Raw genomic sequence first — 22,304 nt, 5'->3', positions numbered from 1 at the left:
CCGAGGCGGTCGCAAAGCAGCAGGAAGCCAAGCGTCGCCGCGGCCAGCACGAAGCCGAAAATTAGATAGATAACGTCCATGGAGGCACTCAATGTCGTACAGGTGCGCACTTTAAGGACACGGACATAAGAAGCGGGTAGCGAAAATGCCGCTCCGCGTATAGAACGCGTAAAATTTTTACGGGTGGGCGGAACTTAGTGGTTGGCGTGGCGCATGCGACGGCGTAGGGGCTCAGGAATCCAACGTGGAATCACCCAGCAGGCGCGCTTCCAGCCAATGCGCCAACCGGGTCACTAGCAGCGCACTGGCAATGCCCAGCGTGACTTCACCCAGGCGAGTGAGAGCGATGGTCCAGAAGGGGCCCGCGTGGGGCACGAGCATCACGATGGTGACAGTGGTGGCGCTGAGCTTGCCGGCGCTGCCGACGTTGAAGCACCAGCACAGCACGATCGCCACGGCCATCGTCAGCGCGTAGACGGGGTAATTATCCTGCGCCAGGTAAGCACCGGTCAGTGCGACGGTGGCGCCGATCGCTGCGCCGATCACCTGATCGAGCGAGGATTTGCGCGTGTCCACATACGTCTGTTGCGTCACGGCGATGGCGGTGAGCGCACCCCAGAACGCCTGCTGGGTGTGCAACAGCAAACCCAGGCCATAGCCGAGACTGCCTGCGGCTAGTGCTTGTGCAGCCATGAACAGGCCGTCTGCCAGACGATGCCCCCAGGGCAGTCGCTGATACATCAGGTCCAGATGGCGATGGACGTAGCCCAGCTCGCGTCGGTTGTCGCGAATGCGTTGTTCTACCATCGGCGCAACCTCCCTAGAGCGGCGTGAGATTGGCGTAGGCCGCCACCAACCACTTGCTGCCGGCGCCTTCGAAATTCACTTGCAGCCGCGTATGCGCGCCGCTGCCTTCGGCGCTCACCACCACACCTTCGCCGAAGCTCGGGTGATTGACGCGTTGGCCTAGCTTCACCGGCAAGTCTTCTTTCAGCGACGGCGGCGGTTCGGCGAAGCGGCCGGCATATAACGGACGGCTTACCTGTACCCGCGGCCGCACCTCGTCGATCAATGAAGGCGGTACTTCGCCAAGAAAGCGCGATGGCCGCGCCAGCATCTCGCTGCCATGCATCCGGCGCGATTCGGCGTGCGTGATGACCAGGCGTTCGCGCGCACGGGTGATGCCGACGTAGGCGAGGCGGCGTTCCTCTTCCAGCCGCCCTTCGTCTTCGACGGAGCGCTGGCTGGGAAACAGGCCTTCTTCCAGGCCGACCAGAAAGACCAGCGGAAACTCAAGACCTTTGGCCGAATGCAACGTCATCAGCTGTACGCAGTCGTCCCATGATTCTCCCTGACCCTCGCCCGCTTCCAGTGCGGCATGCGAGAGAAACGCGGGCAGTTCGCTCAATCCTGCTTCGATGTCGTCGGGTGTCAGTTCGAAACGGCTAGCCACATTGACCAGCTCGTCGAGGTTTTCCACGCGCGATTCGGCATTGCCGCGGCTGTCTTTCTCATAGAAGTCGCGCAGGCCCGATTGCACGATGGCGTGGTCGATCTGTTCGGCCAGGGGCAGTGCGGATGTAGCCCTCTCCCCTTCGGGGAGAGGGTTGGGTGAGGGGCTGTTCGGAGCGGAGGTTTCCAGCGAGCCCGGCCCCTCACCCCAGCCCTCTCCTCGCTCCTCAAAGCCGAGCACATCCATGTGCTCTCCCCGCGTGCCCCGAAGGGGAGAGGAGGTAAAGGCGCGGGTCATTTCGTCGATCATGACGAGGAAACTCTTCACCGCATTTTTCGCCCGCCCTGCGAGCTCACTGCCGCCGCTGAGTTCGTTCAACGCGGCTTCCCACATCGACGTGTTTTCGCCACGTGCACGGCGACGCAGTGCATCCAGCGTGCGATCGCCAATACCGCGCGGCGGCGTATTCACTGCACGCTCGAACGCTGCATCGTCGTGGCGATTGGCGGTGAGGCGCAGATAGGCCAGCGCGTCCTTGATTTCCGCGCGCTCGAAGAAGCGCTGGCCGCCATACACGCGATACGGAATATCGTGTTGGATCAGTTGTTCTTCGAAGTTGCGCGATTGCGCGTTGGAGCGATACAGAATCGCGCAATCCTTCGCGTCGCCATGCTCGGCGATGTATTCGCGGATGCGCTCGATCACGAAGCGTGCTTCGTCCTGTTCGTTATAGGCGGCGTACACGGCAATGCGTTCGCCTTCTTCGCCCGCCGTCCACAGTTGCTTGCCGAGCCGGCTGCCGTTGCGTTCGATGACGCTGTTGGCGGCTTTCAGGATGTTCGACGTGGAACGGTAGTTCTGTTCCAGCTTGATTGTGCGGGCGCCGGGAAAATCGCGCAGGAACTGTTGCACATTCTCTACCTTGGCACCGCGCCAGCCATAGATCGCCTGGTCGTCGTCGCCCACCACGAACACTTGCCCGGTCTGACCGGCCAGCACGCGGATCCACGCGTATTGCAGCGCATTGGTGTCCTGGAATTCGTCGATCAGCAGATAGCGCCAACGTTGCTGGTAGTGCTCCAGGATCGCCGGTTGCTTGAGCCACAGCTCGTGCGCGCGCAGCAGCAGTTCGGCGAAGTCCACCAGCCCGGCGCGGCGACAGGCATCCTCATACGCTTGATAGATCTGCACCAGCGTGCGCGTCACCGGGTGTTGTCCGTGCTCGATGTTCTCCGCGCGCTTGCCTTCGTCTTTCCAGCTATTGATCTGCCACGCGGCCTGACGCGGCGGAAAGCGCGCTTCGTCCAGGCCAAGGCCGGCGACCACGCGCTTCACCAAACGCTGCTGATCGTCAGCGTCGAGAATCTGGAAACTTTCCGGCAACTCCGCTTCGCGCCAATGACGGCGCAACAGGCGATGGGCGATGCCATGGAAGGTACCGACCGTCAGGCCTTGTGTGCCGCCGGGGATCAGGTGGTCGAGGCGCGCACGCATTTCGCCGGCGGCCTTGTTAGTGAACGTAACGGCGAGAATCGCCCATGGCGGCACGCGTTCGACCTGCGTAAGCCAGCCGATGCGATGGGTGAGTACGCGCGTCTTGCCGGAGCCGGCGCCAGCGAGGACCAAATAGTGGCCGGGCGGTGCGCAGACGGCTTCGCGTTGCGCGTCGTTGAGCGAATCGATCAGGTGCGAGACATCCATCGCGCCATTGTAACCGCCCTTGCGAAAACCGCCGCGAACGCGGCGGTTTATGCGGTCGAAAGACAGCGGACTCAGCCCTTCTTGATCAGTCCGCCCAAGGCAAGCAACGCACCGACCACGATGCCGGAGATGCCCAGCCATGATGGGATGGCCTTTTCGTGGGTCGCCGTCAGCTTGGCCGAGCCTAGCTGCACCAAGGTCTCGGTCTGCGTATAGCTGCCGTGACCGAACACGGCCCATAGGCCGCCGATCAACAACACGATACCGATGATGATCAGGATGGCTCGCATGATTCGCTCCGCATGGATGACCGGCCGATCATAGGTGGCGCGCGAGTGCGAAGGAAGTCGACGCGCCGCGTATTCGTCGCCGGCGCGTCAGCGTCGTTTCATGAAACGTCTGCGATCAGAATTTGTAGTCGATCATCAGGCGGTTGTAGACGAACGTCTGGTTGGTCGGATTGAGGTTGTCGATGCCGCCGTTGGACAGTTCCCAACGGTCACGCAGGGTCAGTCCGCGCAGGTAGCCGTCCAGGTGATAGATCACGTCGAAGTAAAGATCGTGGCTTTTGCCACGAAAATCGGTCATGTATTTGGCGTAGGCCGCGGTGAGTTCCAACTTTTTGTCGAACAGGTCGTAGGTGAACTTGCCTTTCCAGGCACGACCGGGACCGGCTTCGACCAGACCACGGATCATCGAGGTGGTGAACAGCGGATCCGTGCCGTAGTTCGTCGTGTAGGGCGAAATCAGCGCGCCGCCTCCCACCGCGCCGTCCTCGCGCGCCACCTTGTTGTAGAAAATATCGAAGCGGCCGTCAGGTATCACGACACCGATATCGCCGCCGATAGCCTGGCTTTTGACGCGATCACCGGCGACACCGAACAATTTAGTGTCGTTCTCCGTGAAGCGGTTGTCCGAGCCGTCGTTCTGCGTGAGGTACTGAGCGCCGATGACGGGATTAAAACCCGTATCGGTGTCGATAACGTAGCTACCCGCTGCATAAACAGTGCGCGCAAAGTTCAGGAAATCGTAATACCGCAGCTGTGCGTTGAGTCCGCCTTTGACATAGGTGGTACCGCCCTCCCAGGTGCCGGGCGCGGATCGCGAATGGAGCGGCAGCGAACCATTGTTACCGTACATCGAATCGCCGTCGTACTTGGACGGGTAGTACAGGTTGTCCGAATACATGCCAAATGACGTGCGGCTCTTCCAGCTGTACTCGCGAATCCCAAAGAGATTCCATCCGGTCAGCGGTGTGACTTGCACCAGCAGTGCGTTGTACGACGACGGGATGATGCGCGAATCGTTGTTACCCATCCACGGATCGTTGGCGAGATATTGATAACCGCCGCGAAACAGGAACATGTTGTTCTGGTATTGCAGATACGCTTGGCTGAATGTACCGATGGAGTTGGTCGGCCCGGCGAGCGTGGTGTCGATTTTCGTCAGCGTATCGGAATGCGTACCGAACGAGTTGGCGGTCGCGAACGACCCGCCGATGCTGAAGCCGCCGAAGAACGTTCCCGTTTGCGCATTGATCAGCGCCGCGACGGAAAACGCGCTCGCGTTAGGTGTGGTCTTGCTCTCGTAAAGGCGATTGAAGTTGTAGAGGCGAAGATCGCCATCCACGTGACCGTTCGTGAAGATGTCATTCAAGCCATAGTCGTCCGCTTGCGCGGCAACGCTGGCTACGGCGAGCCCCAGTGTCGCGGCGGCCATCATGCATTTCTTCATCATGCGGATTTTTCCCCGTGAGTGAACCCCGTGCGCCGCTTCCGAAAAGCAGCGGATCCAGCAACGCCCACGTCTGTTCTGAGCGTTATAAGTTCGAGTATATGACGGTTTGCCGCGAAGAATAGGGCCGAGGCCGTTTCCAAAGGTAGGTTTGCCCGCGATGCTTTAGCGGGTCGTGCCGAGGATGACGCTGGACGCCTTGACGATCGCGACGACCGCCACCCCTTCCTCCAACCCCAGCGAGGACGCGCTTTCCACCGTCACGATGGCGGTCATCACGCTGCCGCCCGCAAGGCGGATACGCACATCCGCATTCACCGCTCCCAGTGTCACCTGGGTCACCGTGCCGGCAAACTGGTTACGTGCTGACAGCCGCATGCCGTTGTCGGGAAGACCTACCAGTACCGACGAGGCTTTGATCAGCGCAATGGCCTCGGTGCCGACTTCCAGCCCCAGATCTTGCGTGCTTTCGCTGGTGAGCATGGCGACCACGCGCTCGCCGCCGGGCAGTTCCAGCTCGACGGTGTCGTTGACGGCGCCCTTGTGAATCACGACCACGCGGCCGGAGAGCTGATTGCGTGCACTGGTTCGGAACATAAGGCTCCTTAACAGTTTGATGTCGGTGGCCGAGGCATCGGCCAAGGTCTCGAATTGTTCGAGGAAACGCAGCTGAATATCTTCCAGTGCGGCAAACGCTTCGACCAGGCGTTGACCGCGTTCGGTCAGATGCGTGCCGCCACCGCCTTTGCCGCCGGTCACGCGCGTCACCAAGGGTTCGTCCGCCAAGTTATTCATGGCGTCGATAGCATCCCATGCGCCCTTGTAACTCATGCCCATGGCACGCGCGGCGGCGGTAATCGATCCCGTTTCACCGATCTTGGACAGCAGCGCGATGCGATCCGCGCCGCCTAGTGCGTGGCCATCGGCTTGAAGCGAAAGGACACCCTTGAGCTTGAACATGGTCGCCGCCGCCCCGTGGTTTTGCCATCACGACGGGACGAGTCTAGCGAGTGCCGGCGTCAAAGTGTCTGGCGGCACGATGGAGGCAACGCAAGGCTGCCCCATCGCCCCTGGATCAACCTACGAAGTCGTAGTAATCGACACCGAGATCCTGGAAGCTCACCTCATACGTGCTGCCGGTGCGTGCGATGACGAACTGGTCGCGCGGCGGGCAGTCGAGTTCGATGTGCTTGCCGTCGTGCAGGGCTTCGTATTGCTGGCGGGAGAGGTCGGTCGAGGCGGCGAGCGCATCGCGGAAGCCGATCTTGCCGGCCGCTTCGCGCCATTCAGGCACTACCTTGAGCGGAATGGCTTCGGCGGCGTCGCCGCTGCCATAGCCGATGGCGACCAGTGTGGCATTCGACAGCTCGGTGCCCTGGTCCAGCGCCTGTTCGAAGCCGGCGGCAATCCACGCCGGCAACGCGGCGGTGTACAGGTTGCCCAGTTCCATCGCCCAATCGGTGCCCAGCTTCACGCGAGTGGACAGCAGGGTCTGGAACGCGGGGCTCTTGCGCACGATGCCGGCGAGCTTGGTGGTGAGCGGATGCGGTTCTTGCGCGGCATCGGCGTTGCTGCCGAGGCGGATGAATTCGCCGAACAAATCCGGCTCGTTGCGGCACTCTTCGATGACGCCTTCCGCCGAGATGCCGGCCTGTTCGCACAGCGCCTGGAATTCGGCATTCGGTTGCGGTGCGTGCGCCAGTGCGCGCGCATAGATAAAGGCCAGCGCTTGCAGCGGCATCATGTGGTACGGGCGATGGAAGAACATGCCATCCACAGAGGCAAGGAAGTCGCTACCGGAGACGCCGAGGCGTTCGAGCATCGCCTCGAAAGCCTGCCCTGTTTCGTCGAGGTAGGCGAAGGTGGAGTACTTGCCGCTGAAGATCGGAAAGTCGTGCAGGCGCTTGCCGCGCTCGGCGTATTCCTGATCGAAATGGCGCGCGAAGGGTTTGCGGAAATCCGGGCCGCGATAGTCGGACGCGCTACCGGCGTGGGCCAGATCCACTTCGAACAGTTTCGGATCGGCGTCCACCAGCATGGCGACGGCGCCGGCGCCTTGGGTCTGCTCACCGGTGGAGCCGCGTTCGTATTCGGCGATATCGCTGCACACCACGATGGCCTGCCGGCCCTGGGCGTCGAAGGCGACATAGCGCAGCGCGCTCTTCAGCGCGTAGACGCCGCCGAGGCAGGCGTGCTTGAACTCCGGCACTTCGAGCTGGCGAGAGAGGCGCGGCAGCCCCAGTCGTTCCAGCTCGCGGTCGACCATGCCGCGCACTATCACGGCGCCGGCGGAATTGTCCTTGCTGCTCTCGGTGCCGAGCGCGAGCTGGCCGATCTGGCGCGGGTCGATGTTGTAGTTACGGATCAGCCGCAGCACCGCGGTGGCGGCCATGGTGTAGACGTCTTCATACGGCGCGGGGCGACGGAAGCTGCGGCCGACGACGGCTTGGACTTTGTCCCAGGAGTTGCCGGTCCACTCGCACCAGTCGCGCAGTGGCACGCGGGGCTGGGGTACGTACAGGCTCATGCCGCTCACGCCAGGGTTACGCCGCTGTGCTGCCGTCTCGTTCGCTGTCTTCAAAACAAGTATTCCTCGGTCAATTCGGGGCCCATGCCGACGCGATATTCATTCACGTACTAAGCGCAAGGGAATGCCGCCTGCGTCGCGACGGGGCGTGGTACGTGTGGGGGTGCACAGTACATGGACAGGGCGGGCGCGTCATTATCGCGCAGATTTCGGCCTTGTTCTCGGGCCTGGAGCATGACTTACGCCATGCGGGCCGTTTTTTGCTGCTAAAACGAGGGGTTGTCGGAGGAGACCGGACGCGTCGCCAGGGACTTTTGATCAGTCAACAAGCCGTGCAAACAGCACGCTATGGCCGGGCATGCTTAGTCGATGGCCATCGATCGAGCCCTGCAGCAGGCCGTGGCTAGCGAGCGGACGCGCGGCGTCGAGCTTCGGCAGCGCCAGGTCGAGATCGATCGCGTGCTTGCCTAGGTTGAACACGGCCAACACTTTTTCGCCCTCGTGGCTGCGGACGAAGGCGAGCACTGGCTCGGGCGTGTCGAGGAAACGGATATCGCCCCAGCGCAATGCCGGCTGCGCAGAGCGCCATTGCATGAAGCGGCGAAAGCCTTGCAGCACGGAATCCGGGTTGGCTTCCTGATGGGCGACCGCGCGCGCCTTGTGCGTCTCGTCGATCGGCAGCCACGGATCGGCCTGGCTGAAACCGGCGAATGTGCCATCGTCCCACGGCATGGGTGTGCGGCATCCGTCGCGTCCCTTGAAATTCGGCCAGAACGCGATGCCGTAGGGATCGCGCAGCGATTCGAAAGGCACCTCGGCTTCGGTCAGTCCCAGTTCTTCGCCCTGGTACACACACACCGAGCCGCGCAGCGAGCACACCATGGCAGTCAGCAGGTTTGCGAGGTGCGGCGAGGCGTTGCCGTTACCCCAGCGGGTGAGTACGCGCTCCACGTCGTGATTGGAAATGGCCCAGCATGGCCACCCTTCGTGCATCTGCGTTTCGAGCTGTTCCACCGTGTGACGGATGTACGCGGCGCTGAAATCGCTGCTGAGCAATTCGAAGCTGTAGCCCATGTGCAAACGATGGCTGCGCGTGTACTCGGCCATCGTTGCCAGCGAATCCTCCGAGGAGATTTCGCCCAGCGTTACGGCTGTCGGATAGCGATCGAGCAGATGGCGTAATTCGCCGAGAAAATCCAGGTTTTCCGGCTGCGTGTTGTTGTACAGGTGGTACTGAAATGCGTACGGATTGTCGGCGCTGAAGCCGCGGCCAACGCGTTTTTCCTTCGGTTTGGGCGGGTTGTCGCGCAGCTGCCGATCGTGGAAGCAGAAGTTGATCGCATCCAGGCGCAAGCCATCCACGCCTTTCTCCAACCAGAAGCGCACGTTATCGAGCACCGCCGCGCGTACGTCCGGGTTGTGGAAATTGAGATCCGGTTGCGAGGAAAGAAAATTGTGCAGGTAGTACTGGCCGCGACGCGGCTCCCATTTCCAGGCCGAGCCGCCGAAGATCGACAGCCAGTTGTTCGGTGCGCTGCCATCGGGTTTGGCATCGGCCCATACGTACCAGTCGGACTTGGCGTTGTCCTGACTCTCGCGGCTGGCCTTGAACCAGGCGTGCTGGTCGGAGGTGTGGCTGAGCACCTGATCGATCATTACCTTCAGGCCCAGGCTGTGCGCCTTGGCGAGCAGTCGGTCGAAGTCCTCGAGCGTGCCGAACAGCGGGTCCACGTCGCGGTAATCGGCGATGTCGTAGCCGAAATCCGCCATCGGCGAGCGGAAGAACGGCGCAATCCAGATCGCGTCCACGCCCAGGCTCGCCACGTAGTCCAGGCGCTGGATGATGCCCGGCAGATCGCCCACCCCGTCGCCGTTGGTGTCGAGAAAGCTACGTGGATAGATCTGGTAGATGACGGCGCCGCGCCACCAGGATGCATCGATCATCGAAAACCCCACTGTAAGCGGACAGCTTCCATAGCCCTCCGCAGCGAACGGTGTGCAGCTTAGCCGTAGGCTTGCGCCGGATCGCAGGGGTTTGCATACGTATTCATTCGTGCTGCGGTTGCGTCATAAGAAATTCATTTGCCGATTTGCTGCGCTGTGTTTGCAGCGACGCGCCTACGGGAAAAATGCGATAATTGAGCGTTTTCCCCCTGGGTTTTCGGGTGTGCGGCGATGTCGCGTGAACATCATGCTGCACTGCGATGCATGCGCCAGGGGGGTTGTTATGAATACGTATGCAAGATGTGGTCTGCTTTGAAAAACGCGCCCTACCATCCGCTCACGCCGCCGGCCTTAATCCGTCCGCGTGCGAAGTTGCCAGGTTCTGTCGAACGACCGTCCCATGGCGACCAGCGATGAAAAACGACGCGACTACAAAAATTTTTGGGGGAGGGGAACACGTGATACTCAAGCGCAATCTGCTGGTGATGGCTCTGGCTTCGACCGGTCTGTGCATGGCCTTTGGCGTGCAAGCTCAGACAACAACGACGAGCGCTGCGCCGTCGAGCGGTCCGAGCAGTTCCAGCACATCGACGGCTGATACCGGCCAGACAGGCAATCAGAAAAACGAAAAACAGCTCGCCAAGAGCCTGTCGGCAATCACGGTGACCGGCTACAACGCGACGGTGGAGAAGTCCATCGACTATCAGCGTTACGCCGACACCATCCAGAACGTGATCACGTCGGACGATATCGGCGGTCTGCCGGATCAGTCGATCGCTGACTCGCTGACTCGTCTTCCCGGTGTTTCCGCCGAGCGCATTGCGGGCCAGGCATCGCAGATCAACATCCGCGGTCTTTCCGGCAACTTCATCCAGACCACGTTGGATGGTCGCGAACAGCCGTCGACCAGCGGCAGCAACTACATTCAGTTCGATCAGTATCCGTCCGAGCTGATCAACATGGCGACGGTATACAAGTCTTCGCAGGCGTCGCTGATCGAAGGCGGCGTGGCCGGCACCATCGCGATGGAAACGGCGAATCCGCTGGAGGCCACCAAAGACACGACGCTCAATGTCGACATGCGCGGCAGCTATGACGGCCAGGCGCACGATGTGTCGGGCGCCAATGCGATGGGCTATCGCCTGAGCGCCGCTTACCAGGGCAAGTTCCTCGACAACACGTTGGGCGTTGGTCTTGGCTTTGCGGATATGTATCAGCCGCACGTGGCCGAGCAGTTCGTGGGCGAAGCGTCCGACGGCAGTCTGTACCAGTTGAATCAAAACACTACGCAGAAAGCCTATCTGCCGGAGGGCGTCCAGCTGCAGCAGAACGGCGGTGAAGAACGTCGTCGCGGCTATCTGGGCACGGTGGTGTGGCGTCCTACCGATGAGCTGCAGCTTACGGCGGACAGCTTCTTCTCCAAGTTCAACAATTCCTCGTTCGGTTATGGTTTCCGTTCGCAGAACTTCTACGGCAACAACGCGCAGATCACCAATCCGGTGCTCAGCTCGCTGGGCACGGTGATCGGTGGCACGGCGAGCAGCAATCCGGCTGGCGTTGGCGGTAATCAGTTCTCCAACGAAACCACCGCCGACAACTACACGACGAACACCAACGTGTTCTCGGGTGGCTTGAATATGAAGTGGAACCACGACAACTGGCACGTCGAAACCGATGTGTCGCTGTCGCACGCTTCGAGCAACGAGATCAACGTCGACACTACGGCCGATGCGTACACCGGTCTGGGCACGAACAACCCGCAGCTGATACCGCAGTCCTCGACCTTCCTGCTCAAGGGCACCAACATCGGCAACTTCTCCGTCGCCAACCCGGGCCTCTATACCAATCTCAACGACATGGGCCTGTCGCGCTACGGTGTGTATCCGTATATCTATCACGACAAGAACAAAGCCTTCCGTACCAGCGTGAAGTACGACCTGCCGAACAATCCCGTGCTGTCGGGGCTGGAAGCGGGCGTGTATGTCAATAACCACAACTACAACGCAGATCGCGAGGTCTACGTCTACGGTTCGGAGTGGAACACGTCGCCCATTCCAGGCCAGCCGCCGTTGAGCATTCCGGCGGCCGACGCGAAGGTCACCTGCTGGAAGGGCAACTTCAGTGGCTTCCCCTGCTTCCTCACCCTCAATGGTCCGGGGATCCTTGCCGCGCACGGCATCGTGGCGAACCCGGTCAAGAACATCAACGATCAGAGTTGGTCGGAAATCCAGAGCGGCTCCGTCAACGAAAAGACCCGCGACCTGTTCGTCATGGCCGACATCGATTCGCAGCTGTTCGGCCATGAGCTGACCGGCAATGCGGGCATCCGCGTGTCGCGCCAATCGCAGTACAGCTATGGTCTGCAGGAAGTGGGCAACAATGCCGGCGTTCCGATCACCGACGGCAACGGCTTCACCAGCTACAACTACGCCCCGATCAAGCTCGGTAAGACGTATACCGACTACTTGCCCTCGATGAACCTGATCTACCACTGGACCGATCAAGATCAGACCCGTTTGTCGGCATCGAAGGTGCTGTCGCGCCCGCCGATCGACACCATGCTCGCAGGCGCCGGTTCGTGGGTTTCCAGCGGCCAGTACAACGTGTGGGGCAGCACGAGCCCGCTGCTGAATCCGCTGCGTGCGCAGCAGTACGATCTGGACTACGAGCACTACTTCGACGATTCCACCGGTGCGGTGACCGCCGGCGTCTTCTTCAAGCACGTAGACTCGTTCGTTCAGCAGGTGACCTACAACAACTTCGACTTCGCCTCCGTCGGCATCGTGGTGCCGACCAATCCGGCGACCGGCGTGCCGTATCAGAACGGTGAATACCAGACCGCCTACAACGCCAAGGGTGGCGACATCCGCGGTTTCGAAGCGTCGTTCACCAAGACCCACTTCCTGCCGGGTATCTGGTCGGGTATCGGTTTCGATGCCAACGTGGCTGTGACGTCGAGCACGGTGCGCAACCCGACCAACCTCGGTGGCCCGACGACCTATGTCGGTCTGCCTGGACTCTCGCGTCGTGTGGCAAGTGCGGCGGTGTTCTACGACAACGGTACGTTCTCGGCGCGCTTCTCCGCGAACCATCGCTCGTCGTTCCTCTCCGATACGCAGATCGCGGTGAACAACCAGTTGGTGACGTTCGCTTCCGAGACCGTGTATGACTTCCAGGCCTCGTACAACATCACCAGTCAGTTCAGCGTCGTTTATCAGATGCTGAACATGAACAATGAGCCGACCCGTACCTACTTCGGCGGCAACCCTCAGCAGACCGGTACGATCCAGTACTTCGGACGCACCAACTATCTGGGCTTCAACTTCAAGCTCTAAACCAACCGCGCCGGGCATCGCTGTCGCGATGTCCGGCCGGGTCCCCCCAGCCCGGTTCTATTTGACGATTGTGGAACCGGGTCTTTTTTCGAGGCGATGCCCGGTTCGCCATAGTCGCTACGCGTTCTGCGCCGTGACATCGTTGCGCAGCCGACGCCATGACGACGATATTCTTGACCCGGGAGATCACCATGCCAAGGTTCTATGCGGTCGTTCGCACCGTCGTGATTGCTGCGATGGTGTTTTTGTCGACCATTCCCGCTTATGCCGGGCAAGCCGCTTCGGCGACGCAAGCTGCCGTGCAACCATCCGGCGTTTACTACGAGATCTTCGTCCGTGCCTTCTACGACAGCAAAGGCAACGGTGTAGGAGATCTCAACGGCATCACCGCCAAGCTCGATTACATCAAGTCGCTGGGCGTCAGCGGCATCTGGCTGATGCCGATCAACCCCTCGCCGAGTTATCACGGCTACGACATCACCGATTACGAAGGCATCAATCCGCAATACGGCACGATGCAGGATTTCAAAAAGCTGGTCGATGAAGCGCACAAGCGCGGCATCAAGGTGGTGATCGACATGGTGATCAACCACACCAGCGATCGGCATCCGTGGTTCAAGGCCGCACTGAATCCCAAGGATCCGCATCACGACTGGTATGTGTGGGCCAAGCCCGATAGCGATCTGCAGGCGATCAGCGCCACTGGCGGCCCCGCCTGGCATCGTGCACCGAACGGTCAGTACTACGTGGGCGTGTTTACCAGCGCCATGCCGGATCTCAACTACGACAACCCGGACGTGCGCAAAGCCATGATCGATGTGGGCACGTTCTGGTTGCATCAGGGCGTCGATGGTTTCCGGCTCGACGCTGCGCAGCATATCTACGACGATCTGCGCTCCGACATGGACAGCCCTGTCGCGCTAAAGAAGAACGTGGTGTGGTGGGCCGAATACCGCCATGCGCTCCAAGCGGTGGATCCGAACGTTTGGCTGGTCGGCGAAGTGGCGCGGCAGAATCCGGACGATTTGACGCCGTACATGGGCCCCTTGAACACGGTGTTCAATTTCCCGCTCGCCACGCAGCTGATCGATAGCGTGAGGCAAGAGCGCAATCTCGGTATCGGCCGCGGGCTCGAATATACGTATGTCGCATATCGCACCCATGCCGACGGCCAATTTGACGATGCCCCCTTCCTGAGCAACCACGATCAGGAGCGCGTGATGAGTCAGCTCGACGGCGATATGTCGCATATGCGCCTCGCCGCCGCGCTGCTGCTTACCCTGCCGGGCCACCCCTTCATCTACTACGGCGAAGAGCTGGGCATGCAGGGCACCAAGCCCGACGAAAACATCCGCGAGCCGATGCGCTGGTACCGCCATGGTGCCGGTCCCGGCGTCGCCAGCTGGAAATCGTGGAGTACCAGCGATGGCCCGCAGGTCTCCGTCGAGGCCGAGCAGGCCGATCCGAATTCGCTGCTCAACCTTTACCGCAAGCTGATCGGCTGGCGCGAGCGAGTCAGCGCGCTGCGTGATGGCGCATTGCACAATGTGCCGGTTGCCGATCCCCATGTGCTGGCCTATACGCTGCAGGACGCGCAATCTCACGTGCTGGTAGTGCACAACCTATCGCGCGAGACACGGACCGTGGCGCTGGACAGCGGAGCCGGCTCGAAGGTCGCCGCCGTCCTCTTGCAAAGCAAACCGGGTATCTTGTTCGCCCACGGGCAGTTGAGCTTGCCGCCCTACGCCACAGCGATCCTGCGTTGACGCTTCTGCCTGAAGGGATGGTTGGATGACAACACTGCGTAATCTGGCCCTGTGCGGCCTGCTACTGACGGTCGCATTACCCATCCACGCGGCACCCGCCAATCCTGGCGGCTCCTCATTCCAGCTAGAGGATGCAGGCCCTCAAGGCATCGATCTGGTGCGCGGTAAGGATCGCATCACTTTGCGCTTTGTGGCGCCGAATGTGCTGCAGGTTCACGCGATGCCCGCCGGCCTGAACACGCCACCGGGCATCGTGATCGATCCGCCCGGTATCCACGGGACGTTATCGAACCTGCGAGTCAGCACTACCGCAGACAGCGCGGCGGTGTCGACCAGCGACGTAGTTGTCACGTGGGACAAACACGCGAAAACGCTGACGATTGCCGATGCGCAAGGGCATACCTTGTTGCAGACCGACCCCTCCGCCCTGATGGACGGCCATATCGATCTGCAGCACGACGCGGCCGATACGTTGTACGGCATCGGCAGCTACGACGCCTTCGAGCCCGCCAAAAACGGGATGATGCGCAGCGGTGTGCAGATTGCCAAGGCAGGCGAGCAGGGTTATGCCGGCGCGCCCTTCGTGTGGAGCACCCGTGGTTACGGCGTGCTGGTGGATGCCGTGGGCGCCAAATTCGATCTGCTGGCCGGAAATATCCAGATCAGCGGGATCACGCGCGACGACGTCAGCTATGACGTGATGGTGGGAACGCCGCCGCAAATCTTCGCCGCGCTTGCCGATCTCAGCGGCCCACCGCCGATGTTCCCGAAGTGGGCGATGGGCTTTACCAACAGCCAGTGGGGTATCGATCAGCCGGAATTCGAAGCCATCGTCCATGGCTATCGCAGCCGGCATATTCCGATCGACAACTTCACCTTCGACTTCGACTGGAAAGCCTGGGGCGATGACAACTACGGCGAGTTTCGCTGGAACGCCACGAAATTTCCGGATGGTCCGAGCGGCGCGCTGAAAGCCGCGATGAGCCAACTCGGCATGCATATGACCGGCATCATGAAACCGCGCATCCATGTCGATACTGTCGAAGGCCGTTATGCCCAGGAGCACGGTTTCTGGATGACCAGCCGGCCGCAGAGCATGGACTACTTCTCGCTCAAGACGGTGGGTGAGCTGGATTTCGATCAGGCGCGTGTACGCAGATGGTTCTTCACGCCGGCCCTGAAGCAAGCCTTCGACACCGGCATCGTTGGCTGGTGGAACGACGAAGCGGACGATACGAACAGCAACACCCAGTTTCTCAACATGCAGCGTGCCCTGTACGACGGGCAGCGTGCGTTCACACCGATCCGCGTGTGGTCGATCAATCGCGATTTCTATCTCGGCGCGCAGCGCTATGCCTATGGTTTGTGGTCGGGCGATATCGATACCGGTTTCGATAGCATGGCGTCGCAACGCCAACGCATGCTCAGCGCCATCAATGTCGGTGAAATGAAATGGGGCATGGATGGCGGCGGCTTCAAAGGCCATCCGGACGATGAGAACTACGCGCGCTGGATCGAATTCGGTGCATTCGTGCCGATTTTCCGCGTGCACGGTGCCCTGGGTGAAAAGCGTCAACCGTGGCTGTATGGGCCGGTGGCCGAGCAGGCTGCGGTCAATGCGATTCGCCTGCGCTATGCGTTGATTCCCTACATCTACAGCTACGAGCGTGCGGCGACCGCCGAAGGCGTGGGACTGGTGCGCCCCTTGCTGTTCGATTATCCCGGCGATCCACAAGTGCGCGATGACGTCGACGCCTGGATGTTCGGCGATAGCTTGCTGGTAGCGCCGATTGTCGCCAAAGGACAAACGTCAAAGGACATCTATCTGCCGGCAGGGCAGTGGATCGATTATTTCAAAGGCACGGTGTATCAGGGTGGACAGACCATCCACTACGGCGTCGATAGCAAAACGTGGAGCGACATACCGCTATTCATTCGTGAAGGGGCGATCATCCCTACGCAGCCGGTCATGGACTACGTCGGCGAGCATCCGGTGACCGAGTTGTCGGTCGATGTATTCCCTGCAGCGCAAGCCAGCCATTTCGACTATTACGATGATGACGGCAAAACCTATGCCTACGAGCACGGCGCTTTCTTTTCGCAGCGATTGACCGCGCAGCGCAGCAGTGACGGCGTTGTGTTCGGCATCGATGCGCCGCATGGCACATTCAAACCGGCATTGAAGTACTACCTGGTGAAAGTTCATGGCGACACACCGCGCACCGTCGGCACCAATGGCGGCACGCTGAAGCACTATGCCGATCTGGCCGAGTTGCACGCTGCCAAGACAGGCGAGGGATGGGCGACCGGCAGCGACCGCTACGGTCCGGTTACCTGGCTAAAGCTCGCCGCCGGCAAGGTGAGGCAGGTGACACTTGGTCGATAGCCATCCGATTCGACGGTACGTGGAACGCACATGCTGAGTGTAGTAATGACGGTGGCGTTGGCTGCGGCAGGCAGCGCAGACGCATGGCACGACGAGATTCTCTGGCGTGGCGCGCAAGTGCGCATGAATGCCACTACCCATGAAAGCTACACGTTGACCGGGCCCTTCGGACGGCGCGATATCGAAGGCCAGCCCCTGCGCGTAGATACGGCCAGCGCCATGTTCAACGGACTCTTTGCCATGGCGCAGGACGAGTTGAAGCAGGACTCCGTCAGCGCGATCCGCGATGGCGCGTTCGATCATGGCCAACCCATTCCGTGCACCTGTTTCGAGACCGGTGCCAAATGGCCGTATGTCTGGACGCGGGATCTGTCTTATTCGATCGACCTGGGCTTGTGGGCATTCGACCCTTTGCGTGCGCGCAACGGCTTGCATTTCAAGTTGTCGGACGTGCGCGATTCCTCGCTGCGGCAAGGCCTATATGTGATGCAGGATACCGGCTCGGGCGGCAGCTGGCCGATCAGTACCGACCGTATCGTGTGGTTCCTTGGCGCGCAGCATCTGCTCGATGACAAGGCATTTGCCGACGATGTGTATCGCGCTTTGGGCGATACGTTGGCGCAGGATCGTCAATACGTCTTCGATGCGAATGTTGGTTTATATCGCGGCGAGACATCCTTCCTCGACTGGCGCGAGCAAACCTATCCGGCCTGGACGGCCAACAATGTCATGTTCATCGCGCAGTCGTACGCGCTGTCGACTAACGTGCTGCATTACCAGGCGTTACAGCTAGCGGCGCATCTGGCGGATGCGCGCGGCGATACCCTCAAGGCAACGGACTACAGGGAACAGGCCGCCGCCTTGAAGACTGCAATCAATGCGCGCTTCTGGCGTGCGGATCGCGGCATGTACATGAGCTACATCGGCGGCGACGGTACGCCTTATGACACCTACGACCTGCTCGGTACCGCGCTGACCATTACCAGTGGCGTAGCCGAAGGCGATCGTGCGCGACAGGCGCTTGCTCACTATCCGACGTGGCCGGCGGGCAGTCCGGTGATCTGGCCGGAGCGTGCCGACCAGCCGATCTATCACAACCGGGCGATCTGGCCATTCGTCAGCGCGTATGCATTGCGCGCCGCGCGAGCGGTGGACGATTCCGAGCGCATCGCACACGAGTTGCGCTCGATCGTGCGTGGTGCAGCGTTGTCCGGTTCGAACATGGAGAACTACGAGCTGACGACGCAATCGACGCATGTCGACGAAGGCAAGCTCAGCGGTCCGGTGGTCGATTCGCCGCGTCAGTTGTGGTCGGTTGCTGCCTACCTCGACATGGTGAGCGAAGGCGTGTTCGGCCTCACGCAAGATGGCCGCGTGGAACCCAAGCTGCCGGTATCGCTGGTGCCGATGCTGTTCGGCGATCGCGACCGTATCAGCCTGAAGACGGCCGATCGCACGATCACGTTGCGTCGTCCGCGCGCGTTGCACGGCAATCTTTTGGTGGCGGATGGGGTGACCCAGCATGGTACTGAGACAGTGGTCATGCTGAAGGCCATCAACGCGCCCTCGATGCCGTTGCGACTCGATGCGCCACTTTATGCGCCTGCATCGCCCGCTACGCCGACGGTGACAGCCGACAACAAGGGTTGGCGCGTGCAGGTGGATGACAAGGTAGTGCTCTATGCCGATGGGCAGCGCATCGGCGCTGTCGATGGCAGCACGTACATCGCTCAAGTTGCGACGCCACCTTGTGTCAGCGCTACGCGCATCGCTCCAAATGGCCTCGAATCGTTGCACAGTCCGACGATCTGCGCAGGCGAACCTACGCGTCTTGCAGAAAATTGGCCGCGACAATGGACTCCACCGGTTTCCGGCCGTTATCGCGTAGCGCTCAGTTACGCGAACAATCATGGTCCGATCAACACCGGCATTACCGCGGCGGTGAAAATACTAGTGATGGACTGCGATGGCAGTGCAGCGCAACGGGTTCCCATCGTGATGCCGCACAGCCTTGGCGAGCAACGGTCCACTTACGGCGTCGTAACAGCCAAGGCCGGCAAGGTATGTCGCTTCGAGCTGGAGCAGGGATTCAATATGAGCGATCTCAGCCACTTTGCGCACTACACCGGTGGCAAAGGCGGTGTCGACGGCCCGCTCAACGATGCGCGCATCGGCGATCTGCTGATTGAACCGACAGCAGGTGCGCCATGAATCGCAAACCCGACATGTCGTTCTGGCAGATCTGGAACATGTGCTTTGGCTTTCTAGGCATCCAGTTTGCGTTCGCCTTGCAGAATGCCAATGTCAGTCGCATTTTCCAGACACTCGGTGCGAGCGTGGCGGATATTCCGGTGCTGTGGATTGCCGCGCCGCTGACCGGACTGATCGTGCAGCCTTTAATCGGCTATGCCTCCGATCGTACCTGGGGACGGTTGGGGCGTCGTCGCCCTTACTTTCTGGCAGGTGCAGTGCTCACCACACTGGCACTGTTGTGGATGCCCAATTCAGGTGCGCTGTGGATCGCCGCGACGCTGCTGTGGATGATGGACGCGTCGATCAACGTGTCGATGGAGCCCTTCCGCGCGTTCGTCGGCGATCAATTGCCGACCGGCCAGCGGCCGTTGGGTTACGCCATGCAGAGTTTCTTCATCGGCGTAGGCGCCGTCGTCGCGTCGTCGCTGCCGTATCTTCTGGCGCGTTGCGGCGTGAGTAACGTGGCAGGGCCGAGCGGCATTCCTGCCACGGTGCGCGATGCGTTCTATATCGGTGGTGCGGTATTGCTCGCTTCGGTGTTGTGGACGGTGTTTTCTACCCGGGAATATCCGCCAGAACAGCTGCGCGACTTTGCCGACGAGCCTGCGCCGACGCACGCGACCGTGGATCGAACGAGCGCATTGCGCTATGGCCTGCTGTGGTTAGCCGTCGGCATCGTCGGTGCGTGGCTGGTGCATACCTACCATCTGGAGCATGAGCTGTATCTGCTGGCGGGCGGTGTCATAGCCTTCGGGTTGTCCCAGCTGTGGCTCTGCGTGACACATGGTGACGGCGTGTTCACGCAAGTGATGACCGATCTGCACACCATGCCCGATGCGATGCGTCGCCTGGCGGTGGTGCAGTTTTTCTCCTGGTTCGCGATGTTCGCGATGTGGATCTACACCACCGCCGGTGTGGCCCAGGTGCACTTCGGTAGCACCGATCCGCATTCGGAGGCCTACAACAATGGCGCCAATTGGGTAGGCGTGTTGTTTGCCGCTTACAACGGTTTTGCCGCGCTGGCAGCGCTGGTGATTCCGTTGATGGTGCGCCGTTGGGGATTGCGGATGAGCCATCTGATCAATCTGTGGCTCGGCGGCGCGGGTCTGGTCGCTTTTCTGCTGATTCGCGATCCGCATTGGCTGCTGTTACCGATGGTTGGCGTGGGCATTGCGTGGGCATCGATTCTTTCATTGCCCTACGCGTTGCTGTCGGACAATCTGCCGGCGGAGAAGATGGGCGTGTACATGGGCATCTTCAATTTCTTCGTGGTGATTCCACAACTCCTCGCCGCCAGCGTGCTGGGCGTACTGTTGCGCGTGTTCTTTCACGGTCAGCCGATCTGGGCGCTTGTGCTCGGCGGCGCGAGCCTGCTGGTGGCGGGATTGTGCGTGTTGTGGGTAAGTGAGCCGGTGGTCGCTGCGGGTGCTGCTCAGGCTTGAGACCGCGCGGCATCGGCGCAGGCGGCGGCGCGTTGTTGCAAAAAGCTGCGCTCGCGTGTGTTACGCGCCAGCGATGCGGCACGCTCGAACTCATCGCGTGCTTCGTCATGGCGTTGCAGGCGACTAAGCAGATCGCCACGCACGCTAGGTAATAAATGATAGTTGCGCAGCAGTGGTTCGTCGGCCAGCGCGTCGACCAGTGCGAGGCCGGCTTCAGGGCCGGATGCCATGGCCACGGCGACGGCGCGATTGAGTTCGACGACCGGCGAGGGCATCACAAGCGCTAGTGCGGCATAGAGCGCGGCAATGCGCGGCCAGTCGGTGGCATCGGCGGTGCGCGCGCGCGCGTGGCAGGCGGCGATGGCGGCTTGTAGTGCGTAAGGGCCGGTGGTGCCACCGAGTTTTTCGATGCGTTCCAACGCGGCCAATCCGCGCCGGATCAGCAGAGGATCCCAGCGACTGCGGTCCTGGTCCGGCAGCAGAATAGGCTCGCCGTTGGATGTGGTGCGCGCGCGCAAACGTGAGGCCTGTATTTCCATCAATGCCAGCAGGCCCAGCACCTCCGGTTCTTGCGGCGCGAGGCCGGTGAGTACGCGGCCCAGGCGCATGGCTTCGCTGCAGAGTTCCGGGCGCATCCAGTCGTCGCCGGACGTGGCGGCGTAGCCTTCGTTGAAGATCAGGTACAGCACTTCCAGGACGGAGGCGAGTCGTTCGTCGCGCTCTTCGCCGCGCGGCACTTCGAACGGAATCTGCTTGTCGGCAAGCGTGCGCTTGGCACGCACAATGCGTTGCGCGATGGTGGGTTCGGGCACCAGAAAAGCACGTGCGATTTCGTCGGTCGTCAAGCCACCCATCAGTCGCAGCGTGAGCGCGGCGCGGGATTCGGCGGATAGCACCGGGTGGCAGGCGGTGAAGATCAACCGCAGCAGGTCGTCGCCAATGTCGTCATCGAGCATGGCTTCCAACTCCAGCCCTCCGTCCGCGGGTGCGAACTCTGGTTCGTGAGCGAGCGCTTCGTGCTTGCGTTCGATCAGTTTTTTGCGACGCAGCTGATCGATGGCTCGATGCTTGGCGGTGGTCATCAACCACGCACCGGGGTTGTCCGGTACGCCGCTCTCCGGCCAACGCTCGAGTGCAGCGACCAATGCATCCTGCGCCAGTTCCTCGGCCAGTCCGACGTCGCGCACCATACGCGCGAGACCGGCGATAAGCCGCGGCGATTCGATGCGCCATACCGCTTCGACCGTGCGATGGATGTCGGTGGCCATCATGGCCGCCGATCACAGCACTTGCATCGATGCGGTGCAAACGGAGCGCAACGCATCATGCCGCGGTTTGTCGCGGATCTTGGAAACCGTCGGCTGCTTTCTGCACTTCCGCCGGGAAATCCGCCATTTCGAAAACCTGACGGATTTCGATGGTGTCGCCGGCAGCCAGTGGACAGCGCGACGCCCATGCAATCGCCTCGTCGCGCGAGCTCACGTCGATCATCCAATAACCGCCAACGACTTCCTTGGCTTCGGCGAAGGGGCCATCGTTGACTTTTACCTTGCCGTCGACGGTGGTCACACGCGCACCGGCCGATGCGGGATGCAAACCATCCAGCGCAAGCAACACACCAGCCTGCTGCAGCGACTTGTTGTACACCATCATTTTTGCAACGGCGTCGGGATCGGGTCGGGTATCCGGCGTGGCCTTGGCGTAGCCGGCGGGAAGCATCAGCATCATGAAACGCATTGTGGTGTCTCCTGAATATCGATAAC

At 61.1% G+C, this 22,304-nt stretch carries 13 protein-coding genes and 2 pseudogenes; 5 read left to right on the top strand and 10 right to left on the bottom strand.

Annotated elements, in window-relative coordinates:
* Positions 1-231: 231 nt before the first annotated feature.
* The 8 genes and pseudogenes from QQL64_RS00485 to QQL64_RS00455 form a co-directional block, all read right to left on the bottom strand.
* Positions 232-807 carry an FUSC family protein gene (locus tag QQL64_RS00485; RefSeq protein ID WP_284394993.1) on the bottom strand — a complete coding sequence of 192 codons (576 nt, stop codon included), beginning with the start codon at positions 805-807 and terminating at the stop codon, positions 232-234.
* Positions 808-820: 13 nt separating this feature from the next.
* Positions 821-1,591: pseudogene (locus tag QQL64_RS18295) on the bottom strand (3'-5' exonuclease); the annotation flags it as partial.
* Positions 1,592-1,747: 156 nt separating this feature from the next.
* Positions 1,748-3,154: pseudogene (locus QQL64_RS18290) on the bottom strand (UvrD-helicase domain-containing protein); the annotation flags it as partial.
* A 71-nt stretch (positions 3,155-3,225) separates the two neighbouring features.
* The gene (locus QQL64_RS00475; RefSeq protein ID WP_284394990.1) at positions 3,226-3,444 is read right to left on the bottom strand and encodes a hypothetical protein; all 219 of its coding nucleotides are present in this window, start codon (positions 3,442-3,444) and stop codon (positions 3,226-3,228) included.
* Between the two features lie 115 nt (positions 3,445-3,559).
* Positions 3,560-4,891 (bottom strand): hypothetical protein, encoded by a 1,332-nt coding sequence (locus QQL64_RS00470; RefSeq protein ID WP_284394988.1) that lies wholly within the window; start codon positions 4,889-4,891, stop codon positions 3,560-3,562.
* Between the two features lie 162 nt (positions 4,892-5,053).
* Positions 5,054-5,848: a TOBE domain-containing protein gene (locus QQL64_RS00465; protein WP_284394986.1), complete on the bottom strand. Its 795-nt coding sequence runs from the start codon at positions 5,846-5,848 to the stop codon at positions 5,054-5,056.
* A 115-nt stretch (positions 5,849-5,963) separates the two neighbouring features.
* Positions 5,964-7,469: a hypothetical protein gene (locus tag QQL64_RS00460; RefSeq protein WP_284394984.1), complete on the bottom strand. Its 1,506-nt coding sequence runs from the start codon at positions 7,467-7,469 to the stop codon at positions 5,964-5,966.
* 264 nt (positions 7,470-7,733) lie between these two features.
* On the bottom strand, positions 7,734-9,359 hold the full coding sequence (locus tag QQL64_RS00455; protein WP_284394982.1) for an alpha-glucosidase family protein: 1,626 nt from the start codon (positions 9,357-9,359) through the stop codon (positions 7,734-7,736).
* A 458-nt stretch (positions 9,360-9,817) separates the two neighbouring features.
* On the opposite strand from QQL64_RS00455, the gene QQL64_RS00450 reads away from it, so the two are divergent.
* The 5 genes from QQL64_RS00450 to QQL64_RS00430 all read left to right on the top strand — a co-directional run bounded on the left by QQL64_RS00450 (position 9,818) and on the right by QQL64_RS00430 (position 20,541).
* A complete protein-coding gene (locus QQL64_RS00450; RefSeq protein ID WP_284394980.1) occupies positions 9,818-12,694 on the top strand; it encodes a TonB-dependent receptor in 2,877 nt (958 codons plus the stop codon).
* A 191-nt stretch (positions 12,695-12,885) separates the two neighbouring features.
* On the top strand, positions 12,886-14,460 hold the full coding sequence (locus QQL64_RS00445; RefSeq protein WP_284394979.1) for an alpha-amylase family glycosyl hydrolase: 1,575 nt from the start codon (positions 12,886-12,888) through the stop codon (positions 14,458-14,460).
* Positions 14,461-14,485: 25 nt separating this feature from the next.
* Positions 14,486-16,846 (top strand): TIM-barrel domain-containing protein, encoded by a 2,361-nt coding sequence (locus QQL64_RS00440; RefSeq protein ID WP_284394978.1) that lies wholly within the window; start codon positions 14,486-14,488, stop codon positions 16,844-16,846.
* Positions 16,847-16,876: 30 nt separating this feature from the next.
* The gene (locus tag QQL64_RS00435) at positions 16,877-19,057 is read left to right on the top strand and encodes an MGH1-like glycoside hydrolase domain-containing protein (RefSeq protein WP_284394977.1); all 2,181 of its coding nucleotides are present in this window, start codon (positions 16,877-16,879) and stop codon (positions 19,055-19,057) included.
* Positions 19,054-20,541 carry an MFS transporter gene (locus QQL64_RS00430; protein ID WP_284394975.1) on the top strand — a complete coding sequence of 496 codons (1,488 nt, stop codon included), beginning with the start codon at positions 19,054-19,056 and terminating at the stop codon, positions 20,539-20,541. The genes QQL64_RS00435 and QQL64_RS00430 overlap by 4 nt, the downstream gene beginning before the upstream one ends.
* Here QQL64_RS00430 and QQL64_RS00425 read toward each other — a convergent pair.
* Together QQL64_RS00425 and QQL64_RS00420 are read right to left on the bottom strand one after the other, a co-directional pair.
* Positions 20,532-21,812, bottom strand: coding sequence for an RNA polymerase sigma factor (locus QQL64_RS00425; RefSeq protein ID WP_284394973.1), 1,281 nt, complete (start codon positions 21,810-21,812; stop codon positions 20,532-20,534). The genes QQL64_RS00430 and QQL64_RS00425 overlap by 10 nt on opposite strands.
* A 52-nt stretch (positions 21,813-21,864) precedes the next feature.
* Positions 21,865-22,278 (bottom strand): YciI family protein, encoded by a 414-nt coding sequence (locus QQL64_RS00420; protein ID WP_284394971.1) that lies wholly within the window; start codon positions 22,276-22,278, stop codon positions 21,865-21,867.
* Between the last annotated feature and the right edge of the window lie 26 nt (positions 22,279-22,304).

Origin of the sequence: Dyella lipolytica, from assembly GCF_030160075.1 — a bacterium.
GTDB classification, from domain to species: domain Bacteria; phylum Pseudomonadota; class Gammaproteobacteria; order Xanthomonadales; family Rhodanobacteraceae; genus Dyella_B; species Dyella_B lipolytica.
Note: the sequence above shows the minus strand (reverse complement) of the source record. Positions and strands in the feature narration are given on the sequence as shown.